We start from the raw sequence: 12,075 nt of genomic DNA on the forward strand, positions 1-12,075 counted from the left end.
GCCCCCGAAACCGGGGCGGTGCCGGTCGAGCGCATCGTCGGCATCCTCACGCCGGGCGAGGGCATCACCATCTACCCGATCTTCGCCAAGGCGCTCGAGCAGTACGACAACCAGCCCGAACGCTGGGTGGACCTCGCCTGGGACACCGGAGCCGAGGAGCAGCGCTTCCCGGCGCGCATCAGCGTGTCGATCCTGAACGAGGTGGGGGCGCTCGCCCAGGTCACCCAGGCGATCAGCGATCATGGCGGCAACATCGATGCGCTGCAGATGGTCGCGCGCGAGGGTGCGAGGGACTTCTTCGACGTCGACATCACCCTCGAGGTGCATGACCTGAAGCACCTCAACGAGATCATGGCGAGCTTGCGCGGCAAGACAGCGGTCAGCGACGTGAACCGGAAGACAGGATAGACGGAATGACGATGACGCAAAACGAGGTTCTGGACGAGTTCCGCGAAGCCGGCGCCCTGCTGGAAGGCCACTTCATACTCTCCTCGGGGTTGCATTCCAGCCGTTACTTGCAGTGCGCAAGGGTGCTGATGGACCCGAAACGGGCGGCACGTCTCTGCGCCGCCCTGGCGGAACAGGTGCGGGCGCTGGTCCACTCGCCCATCGAGCTCGTCGCCTCGCCCGCCATGGGTGGCGTGGTGGTGGGCTACGAGATGGGACGCCAGCTCGGCGTGCCTTCGATCTTCTTCGAACGCGTCGACGGCAAGCTGACGCTGAGGCGCGGTTTCTCGATCGACAAGGGCGCTCGGGTGCTGATGGTCGAGGACATCGTGACCACGGGGCTTTCCTCTCGCGAATGCATATCCGGCATCGCGGAAGAGGGCGGCATCACGGTGGGCGCTGCCTGCCTCATCGACCGGTCGGGCGGCAAGGCTGACCTCGGCGTGCCGCTGGCGGCACTCACCCGGCTCGACATCCCCACCCATGCGGCGGACAGCCTGCCACCGGAACTCGCCGCGATGCCTGCCGTGAAACCGGGGAGCAGGGGCCTCAAATGATCATCGGCATCGGTAACGACGTGATCGACATCCGGCGCATCGCGGAGACGCTGGAGCGCTACGGCGAGCGCTTCACCGGCCGGATCTTCACCGAGGTGGAAATCCGCAAGTCTGACCGCCGGGCCCAGAGGGCGGCCTCCTACGCCAAGCGATTCGCCGCCAAGGAGGCATGCTCCAAGGCGCTCGGGACCGGTTTTCGGGCGGGCGTGTTCTGGAAGGACATGGGTGTCGTGAACGAGCCGTCCGGCAAGCCCACCATGCAGCTGACCGGCGGCGCCCGGGCGAGGCTCGAGGGCATGACGCCCCCGGGTCATTCCACGGTGATCCACCTCACGATCACCGACGATTTTCCCTATGCCCACGCCTTCGTGATGATCGAGGCTGTGCCGCGCTGACCCGGCACCGGGGCAAGCCCCGAAGATGTGTGCCCTAAACGCAACAGTGAACTGCGATGACCGCAGTTGCGTTGCATCATCCATGTACAGGGTCTATACGCCGGGCTTCGGTGGCCGGGCTCTCTCCGGCTTGGCGGAAAATGCACAAGAAAGACCATACGATGGCGGCGGCACAGGACACGCGGCGCAAGTCTGAGGACGGCTTGTGGGAGACCGTCAAGGTCATCATCCAGGCGTTGCTCATCGCCTTCGTCGTGCGCACCTTCCTCTACCAGCCCTTCAACATCCCCTCCGCCTCCATGTACCCGACGCTGAAGGTAGGCGATTACCTTTTCGTCTCCAAGCTGTCCTACGGCTACGGGCGATATTCCTTCAATTTCTCCGTCGGGATGTTCGGCAACGAGCTGGTGAGCTGCTGCCCGCTGGACTTCAAGGGCCGGATCGTCCTGCCGGATGATCCGAAGCGGGGCGACGTCGCCGTCTTCAAGCTGCCGAGCGACACCAGCATCGACTACATCAAGCGGGTGATCGGCCTTCCGGGCGACCGCATCATGATGCGGGACGGCATCCTCTACATCAACGGGCAGCCGGTGAAGAAGGAGCGCGTCGAGGACTATACCGATCCCTCCGAGCCAGGCCTCCGGAGGCCGGTCGCGCAGTTCGTCGAGACGCTGCCCAACGGCGTCACCTACAACGTGCTCGACACCGAGACCCTCGGCGAGGCCGACAATACCGATGAGTATGTCGTGCCTGAAGGCCATTACTTCATGATGGGCGACAATCGCGACAACTCGCAGGATTCGCGCTACCCGCGCGTGGGTTATGTGCCGATCGAGAATTTCGTCGGCCGCGCCGACATCATCTTCTTCTCTGTTTCGCCGGATGCCAGCCTGTTCGAAGTGTGGCGGTGGCCCTTCGCGATACGCTGGAGCCGCTTCTTCAACCTGATCTGACCTTGACCCGACTCTCCACCGCACGGCGCGACGAGATTTCGGACCGGCTCGGGTACCGCTTCACGGACGAGGCGCTCCTGGTGCGGGCGCTCACCCATGGCAGCACCGAGAAGCACAAGGGTGACTACCAGCGCCTCGAGTTCCTGGGTGACAGGGTCCTGGGCCTGATCATCGCAGAGGAACTGTTCCGCACCTATCCCGAACGTGGCGAGGGCGAATTGACGGCCATGCTCAGCGGCCTGGTGCGGGGTGAATCCTGCGCTGCGGCGGGTGACACGATCGGTTTATCCGATCTCGTCATCATCGGCACCGGCGAACGTGCCAAGGGCATGAACACCAACCGCATGGTGCTGGGCGACGTCATGGAGGCCCTGGTGGCGGCCATTTACCTGGATGGCGGGCTGGAGCAGGCGCGGTCCTTCGTGCTCACGGCTTGGGACGGGTTGTTCCGGCACCCGAAAGTGGCAGTGAAGGACCCCAAGACCTTTCTGCAGGAATGGGCGCTGGCCCGCGCGCTGCCGATTCCCGATTACCGGATTCTGAGCCGCGAAGGCCCGGATCATGAGCCGGTATTCGTCGTTTCCGTCGAGGTGAAGGGCATGGCTCCGGCGACCGGCACCGCCAAGAACAAGCGCGCAGCCGAAATGGACGCGGCGGACGCCTTCCTTAAACGCGAAGGGATAAGGCCATGACGGATGAAACGGTTTCGGCGCCAGCGCCGACGCGCTGCGGCTTCTGCGCCATCATCGGCGCTCCCAATGCGGGAAAATCCACCCTCGTGAATCAGCTCACCGGTTCCAAGGTGTCGATCGTCAGCCACAAGGTGCAGACGACGCGCGCCAGGATCCGCGCCATCGCCATCGAGGGCAATGCCCAGATCGTGCTGGTCGACACGCCGGGCATCTTCAAGCCGAAGCGAACGCTGGACCGCGCCATGGTGGAGAACGCCTGGGGCGGGGCGGGCGATGCCGACGCCGTAGTCCTGCTCGTCGACGGCAGACCCGGCCTCACGGACGAGGCGAAGGCCATCATCACCCAGCTTGCTCGGACGCAGACCAGGGCGATTCTGGTGATCAACAAGATCGATCTGATGAAACGCGAACAGCTGCTCGAGACGGCAGCCGCCTTCAACGCGGCCTTTCCCTTCGAGCAGACCTTCATGGTGAGCGCTCTCACCGGCTCTGGCACCGCGGACCTGTTGAAGGCCCTCGCCGCGAAGATGCCGGAGGGACCTTGGCTCTACCCGGAAGACCAGGTGGCGGATGTCCAGCTGCGTTTCATGGCCGCCGAGATGACCCGCGAGAAGATCTATGAGCGCCTGCACGAGGAACTTCCCTATGCCTCCACGGTCGAGACCGAGGGCTGGGAGGAGCGCAAGGACGGGTCCGTCAAGATCGACCAGGTGATCTATGTCGAGCGTGACAGCCAGAAGGCGATCGTGCTGGGGAAGGGCGGGCAGACCGTGAAGCTGATAGGCCAGCTTGCCCGGGCCGAGATGGAGAAGCAGTTCGGGCGGAAGGTGCATCTCTTCCTGTTCGTGAAGGTGCGCGAGGGCTGGGCCGAGGACAAGGAGCGGCTCCGCAACATGGGACTCGACGTCTGAGCCATGGAGTGGCGTGACGAAGGTGTGATCCTCTCCGTCCGCCGCCATGGCGAAACCAGCGCCATCGCCGAGATCCTGACTGCCGCTCATGGCCGCTCCCTCGGGCTGGTGCGCGGCGGCAGGTCGAGGGCTCAGCGCCCGGTCCTGCAGGCGGGAAATGCCGTGCAGGCTGTGTGGCGCGCGAGGCTCGAGGACCAGCTCGGCACCTTCACGCTCGAACCGCTTGAACTGCGAGCCGGCGCCATCATGGCAGAACCATTCCGGCTTGCCGGGCTGGCAACTCTCACGGGGCTTGCCCAGCTGCTGCCGGAGCGCGAACCGCACCCCCGCGTCTACCAGGCGCTGCGGGTGGTGCTGGACGCAATCGAGGACGATGCGCTGTGGCCGGCACTGCTGGTGCGTTGGGAGCTGGGGCTACTGGATGAGCTCGGCTTCGGCCTCGATCTCTCGAAATGTGCCGCCACCGGCCGCCGCGATGATCTCGCCTATGTCTCGCCCAGGAGTGGCAAGGCCGTTTCGGCGGAGGCGGGGGCGCCATTCCGCGACCGCATGTTCCGGCTGCCGCCGTTTCTGATGGGGGCCGGCGAGGCCTCGCAGCGGGACGTGGTCGACGGGCTGAGGCTTGTCGGCTTCTTCCTTGACCGCCATGTGTTCGAGCCGCGCGGTGCGAAGATGCCTGAACAACAGGATTGGATCATCCGCGCCTTGGCCGAAAGGCCGCATTGAGCGGCGGCATTCGACCCCCTAAAACGCCCGTGAACAGGAGGGAGACGACATGCTTGGACGACTGAACCACGTGGCCATTGCCGTTCCCGATCTCGCCAGAGGCACCGAGGTCTATCGCTCCATGCTGGGAGCCAAGGTCTCCGCGCCGCAGCCCGAGCCGGCACATGGCGTGACGGTGGTTTTCGTCGATCTGCCGAATACCAAGATCGAGCTGCTGGAGCCCCTGGGCGATGATAGCCCCATCGGCGGATTTCTCGAGAAGAACCCTGCGGGAGGCATTCACCACGTCTGCTACGAGGTGGAGGACATTCTCGCCGCCCGCGATCACCTCAAGGCGCAGGGCGCCCGCGTGCTGGGTGACGGCAACCCCAGGAACGGCGCCCATGGGAAACCCGTGCTGTTCCTGCATCCCAAGGATTTCTGCGGCACGCTCGTCGAGCTCGAGCAGGCATGAGCCTCGCGAGCGCCGTTGCCATCTATTTCATCGTGTGGTGGGTGTGCCTCTTCGCGGTGCTGCCCTTCGGCGTCCGCAACGCACATGAAGCCGGTGAGAGCGTGGATCAGGGCAACGAGGCCGGCGCCCCGGTCAATCCCATGCTGTGGCGGAAGGTCCTCGCCACCACCATCCTGGCGAGCATCGTCTTTGCCCTGATCTGGGGACAGATGAGCTATGGCTGGATCGGATTCGAGGATGTTCCGTTCCTCAAGAACATGCCGGTGCACTGAGGCAGGCGTGCCACGAGCCTCGCGCATGAGCAGGCGTTCAAAGAAAAAAGGCGAAGCCGTCAGGCCTCGCCTTTTTCCGATTGTTTCCGTCGCTGCCGGTGACCGGACCGGCAAGGGCGGCAGCCGCTGAGGCGCACGCCCGGAAACGAACCTCCCCAGACCTGGGTCACCGCAGTGCACACCTTGGTCTTGTTCTTATTGCGAAAAAAGCTAGCACAACCGGGAAGCTTGTCGAGGGAAAAATCACAGTCCTGCCACAGTCTGGCGCGCCAGGCGGGAAGTTCATGCAGTCCGCAGTATCGACGGGCCGCAGTTGCCTGCGACGTGCCTTGCGCCCTGACTTGAGTTCCGGAGCATATGCCGTAAAAGGGCGCAAACCCTCCGAAGCAGGACCAACATGCGCCTTTCCCGTTACTTCATGCCCATTCTGCGGGACGATCCCAAGGAAGCCGAGATCGTCTCCCACAAGCTCATGTTGCGCTGCGGCATGATTCGGCAGGAGGCAGCGGGCAGCTATTCCTGGTTGCCGCTCGGCTACCGCGTGCTGCGCAAGATCGAGCAGATCGTGCGCGAGGAGCAGAACAGGGCGGGCGCGCTCGAGGTTCTGATGCCGACGATCCAGCCGGCGGACCTCTGGCGCAAGTCCGGCCGGTACGACGCCTATGGCAAGGAAATGCTCCGCATCAAGGACCGGCATGACCGCGACATGCTCTTCGGTCCCACCAACGAGGAGATGATCACCGACATCTTCCGCCAGGGCGTCCAGAGCTACAAGGACCTGCCACGAAATCTCTACCACATCCAGTGGAAGTTCCGGGACGAGGTGCGGCCGCGGTTCGGGGTCATGCGCGGTCGCGAGTTCCTGATGAAGGATGCCTATTCCTTCGACCTGACGCGCGAGGCGGGCCAGCACTCCTACAACAAGATGTTCGTGTCCTACCTCAAGACCTTCGCCCGCATGGGGTTGAAGGCAGTGCCGATGCGCGCCGAGACCGGCCCCATCGGCGGCAAGGACAGCCATGAGTTCCTGATCCTCGCCGACACGGGCGAATCCGAGGTGTTTTTCGACAAGGCCTTCCACGACATGGACTGGTCCACCTTCGAGATCGATTATGACGACGTCGATGCCGTCGCCCGTGTGGTGGACGACTTTACCTCGAAATACGCCGCCACCTCCGAGATGCACGACCAGGCGGACTACGAGGCGCGCGTTCCCGCCGAGCGCCGGGTCACGGGCCGCGGCATCGAGGTGGGACACATCTTCTTCTTCGGCACCAAGTATTCGGAGCCCCTGGGCTGCGTGGTGCAGGGGCCGGACGGCAAGATGGTGACGGTGCAGTCCGGCTCCTACGGCATCGGCGTGTCGCGGCTGGTGGGCGGCATCATCGAGGCGAGCCATGACGAGAACGGCATCATCTGGCCCGAACCCGTGGCGCCCTTCAAGGTGGGGCTCATCAACCTCAAGGCCGGAGATAGGGAGACGGATGCCGCCTGCGCCAAGGTCTATGACGCGCTCGAGGCGAAGGGCGTCGACGTCCTCTATGACGACCGCGACGAGCGCGCCGGTGCGAAGTTCGGCACCATGGACCTGATCGGCCTTCCCTGGCAGGTGATCATCGGGCCGCGCGGGCTGAAGGACGGCATCGCCGAGGTGAAGAACCGCAAGACCGGCGAACGCGAGAACGTGGCGCTCGGCCAACTCGTCTCACGCTTCGCCCCGTGATGGACAAGAGCCTTCCCGATACGCGGCCCTTCGCCCGCTTCGAGTGGATGCTCGCCGGCCGCTATCTCCGTGCGCGACGGCGGGAAGGCTTCATCTCCGTCATCTCATTGTTCTCCTTCCTCGGAATCCTCCTTGGCGTGGCGACGCTGATCGTCGTCATGGCGGTACTGAACGGCTTCCGCGCCGAGCTGCTGGACAAGATTCTGGGCTTCCAGGGCCATGTCAGCGTCTATCGCTCGGACGTGATGCCGATCGAGAATTACCTGGACCTTCAGCAGCGGCTGTCGCGCGTTCCCGGCGTGACGCGCGCCGTGGCGCTGGTCGAGGGCCAGGCCATGGCCTCGAGCCTCAGGAACAACACGGGAGCCCTCGTGCGCGGTATCTCGGAGGCCGACATCCAGAAGCTGCCGAGCCTCAACAACAAGGATCTCCGCACCGCGATGAACCCGGAGCACCTGCCGGACGCGACCGCCAGTTTCGCAGGCTTCGACGGCTCGGGCGGCCTGGCGATCGGCGAGCGCATGGCCTGGCGCCACCAGCTGGGGCTGGGCTCCCGCCTCACCATCATCTCGCCCGAGGGGCCGGAGACGGTGCTGGGCACCGCGCCACGCATTCGCGACTATCCGGTGGTGGCGATCTTCAAGGTCGGCATGTCCGACTACGACGAGAACGTGATCTACATGCCGCTCGCCGAGGCCCAGGAATACTTCGTCATGGAAGAGGGGGTGAGCCAGGTCGAGGTGATGGTCGACAATCCTGACGAGGTCGAGCAATATCTGATCTCGATCGTGACGGAGGCGGGGCAGGGCATGTCGGTCACCACCTGGAAGGATCGCAACATGACCTTCTTCAACGCCTTGGCCGTGGAGCGGAACGTGATGTTCCTGGTGCTGACGATGATCATCCTCGTGGCCGCGCTCAACATCATCTCCGGCCTCATCATGCTGGTGAAGGACAAGGGTCGCGACATCGCCATCCTCCGCACCATGGGTGCGACGCGCGGCACCATCCAGCGCGTCTTCTTCCTGACCGGCGCGGCGATCGGCACGGCGGGGACGCTGGGGGGCTTCGTCGTCGGCCTCCTGATCTGCCTCAACACCGAGCGGATCCGGCAGTTCATCTCCTGGGTATCGGGCGTCGATCCTTTTAATCCGGAACTTTATTACCTGGCGCAGCTGCCGGCCAAGATGGACTCCTGGCAGACGGTGCTGATCGTGCTTATGGCTCTCGGCCTCTCCTTCGCGGCGACGCTCTATCCCTCCTGGCGGGCGGCAAAGCTCGATCCCGTCGAGGCGCTGCGGTACGAATGAGCGGGATGACGCCAGCCCTCGAACTCCGCGCCGTGGCGCGCTCCTATGCCGAAGGCAAGGGCCGGCTCGAAGTCTTCCGCGAGCTGAACCTCGCGGTGCGGCCGGGGGAGATCGTGGCGCTCGTCGGCCAGTCGGGATCGGGCAAGTCCTCGCTGCTGCATATTGCCGGGCTCCTCGAGGCGCCGACGGCGGGCGAGGTGCTGATCGCGGGCCAGAACTGCACCACGCTCGACGACCGGGCGAGAACGCGCATCCGCCGCATCGGCATCGGTTTCGTCTATCAGTTCCATCATCTGCTCCCGGAATTCTCCGCCCTCGAGAACGTGATGATCCCGCAACTCATCGCAGGCGCGGGCCGCGAGGCGGCGATGAAACGGGCGCGCGACCTTCTCGTCCGCATGGGCCTCGAAGCGCGGCTGGAGCATCGCCCGGCCGAGCTCTCGGGCGGCGAACAGCAGCGCGTGGCGATCGCCCGTGCCCTCGCCAACCGGCCGCTTCTTCTCCTGGCGGACGAACCCACCGGCAATCTCGATCCCGAGACGGCCGCACACGTCCAGGACGAGCTCCTGCGGCTCATTGCCGAGGAGGGCCTGGGCGCCCTTGTCGCCACGCACAATCTCGATCTCGCGAAAGGCATGAGCCGCACCGCCCGCCTCGAGCGCGGGCATATCATCGAGGAATGACATGAAGGCCGTGTTCTCTGCCGTCCAGCTCGGCCACGCCCCGAGCTGGTTCCTCAGCAAGGGCCACCTCGTCGATTATCCGGAAAGCCCGGAACGCGCCCGTGCGTTGCTCGAAGGCGCACGGCAATCCGGCGCCCAGATCTGTGCGGCGCGCCGTTTCGACGACGAGGTTATCTCCACGGTGCACAACTACCGCTACCTCGCCTTCCTGAAATCAGCCTTCGAGGAATGGTCGAAGATCGACGGAGCCGCGCCTGAGCTGATGGCAAGCCTTCGCCCGCTCGCACCGACTCTGCACCCTTCCGAGCACATCATGGCCAAGGCCGGGCGATTCCTCATGGATTTCTCCTGCGCCATCACCGAAAAGACCTGGCCTTCAGCCAAGGCCTCGGCCATGACGGCGCTGACGGCCGCCGACATGTGCCTGAAGGGCGAGGGGCTTGTCTATGCTCTCTGCCGCCCGCCCGGCCACCACGCCTATGCCCAGCGGGCCGGCGGCTTCTGCTATCTCAACAACACCGCCCTTGCCGCGCAGCAACTTCGTTCTGCGCAAGAGCGGGTGGCCATTCTCGACATCGACGTCCACCACGGCAACGGCACGCAGGCCATTTTCTACAGTCGCGCTGACGTGCTTACCGTCTCCATCCACGCCACGCCCGATGCGTACTATCCCTATTACTGGGGTGGGGCGCGGGAGCTGGGCGAGGGTGAGGGCAGGGGCTTCAACCTCAACCTGCCGCTGGAAGTGGGGAGCGGCGACGACGCCTGGCTGAAGGCGCTGGACGAGGCCCTGAAGAAGATCCAGTCCTTTCGCCCGCAAGCGCTTGTGGTGGCGCTGGGGCTCGATGCGCACGAGGCCGACCCGCTCCGCGGCGGCAAGGTCACCCAGGCGGGCTTCGCCCGCATGGCCGAGCGCATCGCGGCGCTCAGCCTCCCCACCGTCATCGTCCAGGAGGGGGGCTACCTCACCGAGCACCTTTCCGACAATCTCGCCATGTTCCTCACCGCCTATGAGGGGGTCCACCGGCTTCCTGTGCATGAGGAAAAGCCAGCGGTGTAACCACGGGCCGCAAGCCGCTATCATCCGGCCCCATGGCCGACTCGACCCCGCAACAGCCGATCTTCGTGCATCTCCGCACGCACACGGCCTATTCGCTCTCCGAAGGCGCGCTCCAGATCAAGGCGCTGGCCGCGCTGGCGAAGGAAGCGAAGATGCCGGCGGTGGCCATTACCGACACCGGCAACCTCTTCGGCGCGCTCGAATTTTCGGACGCCATGGCGGAAAAGGGCATCCAGCCCATCATCGGCTGCACGCTGAAGGTCGAACTGGCCGAGCCGAAGGAGGGAAGCCTCAAGCAGGTGGGCGGGCTTCGCCGCATGCCCTCGATGGCCTTCCTCGCCAAGGATGAGCAGGGCTACCATAATCTCATGAAGCTCTCGAGCCGGGCCTATCTCTCGAGCCCGGACAATGCCGAGCACCATGTCGTCTGGGATTATCTGGCAGATCATTCGGCTGGGCTCATCTGCCTCAGTGGCGGCCCGGACGGGCCGGTGAACGAGGCGTTGCTCGCGGGCCAGGCAACGCTCGCGGCAGAACAGGTGCAGCGGCTGAAGGACCTTTTCGGAGACCGGTTCTATATCGAACTTCAGCGCCACGGCACCCCGCCCGAGCGCGAAACGGAGCACGGCCTCGTCGAACTCGCCTACCGCATGGACGTACCGCTCGTTGCGACCAACGAGCCTTATTTTGCCAAGGCCGGCGACTATGCCGCGCATGATGCTTTGATCTGCATTGCCGAGGGCGAGGTGCTTGTCACCGAGGACCGGCGGCGGCTGACGCCCGAGCATTACTTCAAGAGCCAGTCCGAGATGGCCGCGCTCTTCGCCGACGTGCCCGAGGCGATCGAGAACACGATCGAGATCGCCATGCGCTGCGCCTATCGCGTGAAGTCGCGCAGCCCCATCCTGCCGCGCTTCTCTGAGGGCGACGAGGCCGAAGAGCTGCGCCGCCAGGCCCATGAGGGGCTGGAGGCGCGTATCGCCGCGAGAGGGCTGGTGGAGGGCCGCACGCTGGAGGAATACGTCCGGCGCCTCGATTTCGAGCTCGACGTCATCACCAAGATGAAGTTTCCCGGCTACTTTCTGATCGTGTCGGACTTCATCAAATATGCGAAGGCGAACGGCATTCCTGTCGGTCCCGGCCGCGGCTCGGGCGCGGGCTCGCTCGTCGCCTATGTGCTCACCATCACCGACCTCGATCCGTTCCGGTTCAACCTGCTGTTCGAGCGCTTCCTCAATCCCGAGCGTGTGTCGATGCCGGACTTCGACATCGACTTCTGCCAGGACCGGCGCGGCGAGGTGATCACTTACGTGCAGCAGCGTTATGGCGCCGATCGCGTGGCGCAGATCATCACCTTCGGCAAGCTGCAGGCCCGCATGGTCACGCGCGACGTGGGCCGCGTGCTTCAGATGCCCTATGGCCAGGTGGACCGGCTCTCGAAGCTCATTCCCAACAACCCGGCCAATCCCGTGACGCTCGCGCAGGCGATCGAGGGCGAGCCGAAGCTGCAGGAGGAACGCGACAAGGATCCGACCGTCCGTACTTTGTTCGAGATCGCGCTGAAGCTCGAAGGCCTTTATCGCAACGCATCCACCCATGCGGCGGGCGTGGTCATCGGCGACAGGCCGCTTGAAGAGCTGGTGCCTCTCTACCGAGACCCGCGCTCGGACATTCCGGCGACCCAGTTCAACATGAAATACGTCGAGAAGGCCGGGCTGGTGAAGTTCGACTTCCTGGGCCTCAAGACGCTCACCGTCATCGAGAAGGCGCAGAACCTCATCCGCGTGCGCGAGCCCTCCTTCGACATCAATCACATCCCGTATGACGATCCCAGGACCTACGAGATGCTGGGGCATGGCGATACGGTGGGCGTGTTCCAGCTGGAAAGCTCG

14 protein-coding genes are annotated in these 12,075 nt (G+C 64.7%); all 14 read left to right on the forward strand.

Annotated features, from left to right (window positions below; translation table 11 throughout):
- Nucleotides 1–408 (forward strand): ACT domain-containing protein (locus ACK4HL_RS19950; RefSeq protein ID WP_409764455.1); only part of this gene is annotated, 408 nt, incomplete at its 5' end.
- Nucleotides 409–419: 11 nt separating this feature from the next.
- Nucleotides 420–1,004 carry an orotate phosphoribosyltransferase gene (gene pyrE, locus ACK4HL_RS19955; RefSeq protein WP_409764494.1) on the forward strand — a complete coding sequence of 195 codons (585 nt, stop codon included), beginning with the start codon at nt 420–422 and terminating at the stop codon, nt 1,002–1,004.
- Nucleotides 1,001–1,399, forward strand: coding sequence for a holo-ACP synthase (gene acpS, locus ACK4HL_RS19960; protein ID WP_409764458.1), 399 nt, complete (start codon nt 1,001–1,003; stop codon nt 1,397–1,399). The genes pyrE and acpS overlap by 4 nt, the downstream gene beginning before the upstream one ends.
- 161 nt (nt 1,400–1,560) lie before the next feature.
- Nucleotides 1,561–2,352: a signal peptidase I gene (gene lepB, locus ACK4HL_RS19965; RefSeq protein WP_409764461.1), complete on the forward strand. Its 792-nt coding sequence runs from the start codon at nt 1,561–1,563 to the stop codon at nt 2,350–2,352.
- Between the two features lie 2 nt (nt 2,353–2,354).
- The gene (rnc, locus tag ACK4HL_RS19970) at nt 2,355–3,044 is read left to right on the forward strand and encodes a ribonuclease III (RefSeq protein ID WP_409764464.1); all 690 of its coding nucleotides are present in this window, start codon (nt 2,355–2,357) and stop codon (nt 3,042–3,044) included.
- Nucleotides 3,041–3,955, forward strand: coding sequence for a GTPase Era (gene era / locus ACK4HL_RS19975; RefSeq protein ID WP_409764467.1), 915 nt, complete (start codon nt 3,041–3,043; stop codon nt 3,953–3,955). Before rnc ends, era begins: the two co-directional genes overlap by 4 nt.
- A 3-nt stretch (nt 3,956–3,958) precedes the next feature.
- On the forward strand, nt 3,959–4,681 hold the full coding sequence (gene recO / locus ACK4HL_RS19980) for a DNA repair protein RecO (RefSeq protein WP_409764470.1): 723 nt from the start codon (nt 3,959–3,961) through the stop codon (nt 4,679–4,681).
- Between the two features lie 49 nt (nt 4,682–4,730).
- Nucleotides 4,731–5,135 carry a methylmalonyl-CoA epimerase gene (mce, locus tag ACK4HL_RS19985; RefSeq protein ID WP_409764473.1) on the forward strand — a complete coding sequence of 135 codons (405 nt, stop codon included), beginning with the start codon at nt 4,731–4,733 and terminating at the stop codon, nt 5,133–5,135.
- Nucleotides 5,132–5,407, forward strand: coding sequence for a DUF1467 family protein (locus ACK4HL_RS19990; protein ID WP_409764476.1), 276 nt, complete (start codon nt 5,132–5,134; stop codon nt 5,405–5,407). Before mce ends, ACK4HL_RS19990 begins: the two co-directional genes overlap by 4 nt.
- Nucleotides 5,408–5,804: 397 nt before the next feature.
- A complete protein-coding gene (gene proS / locus ACK4HL_RS19995) occupies nt 5,805–7,130 on the forward strand; it encodes a proline--tRNA ligase (RefSeq protein ID WP_409764479.1) in 1,326 nt (441 codons plus the stop codon).
- Entirely contained in the window at nt 7,130–8,440 is a 1,311-nt protein-coding gene (locus tag ACK4HL_RS20000; RefSeq protein ID WP_409764482.1) for a lipoprotein-releasing ABC transporter permease subunit, read from the forward strand. Before proS ends, ACK4HL_RS20000 begins: the two co-directional genes overlap by 1 nt.
- A 5-nt stretch (nt 8,441–8,445) precedes the next feature.
- Complete coding sequence (locus tag ACK4HL_RS20005; RefSeq protein ID WP_409764485.1) at nt 8,446–9,123, forward strand: ABC transporter ATP-binding protein; 678 nt, start codon at nt 8,446–8,448, stop codon at nt 9,121–9,123.
- A gap of 1 nt (nt 9,124) precedes the next feature.
- Entirely contained in the window at nt 9,125–10,183 is a 1,059-nt protein-coding gene (locus ACK4HL_RS20010; protein ID WP_409764488.1) for a histone deacetylase family protein, read from the forward strand.
- 32 nt (nt 10,184–10,215) lie between these two features.
- A partial coding sequence (gene dnaE, locus ACK4HL_RS20015) for a DNA polymerase III subunit alpha (protein WP_409764491.1) occupies nt 10,216–12,075 on the forward strand: 1,860 nt, incomplete at its 3' end.

Source organism: Aestuariivirga sp., assembly GCF_046294715.1.
In the GTDB taxonomy this organism is placed as follows: Bacteria; Pseudomonadota; Alphaproteobacteria; order Rhizobiales; family Aestuariivirgaceae; genus Aestuariivirga.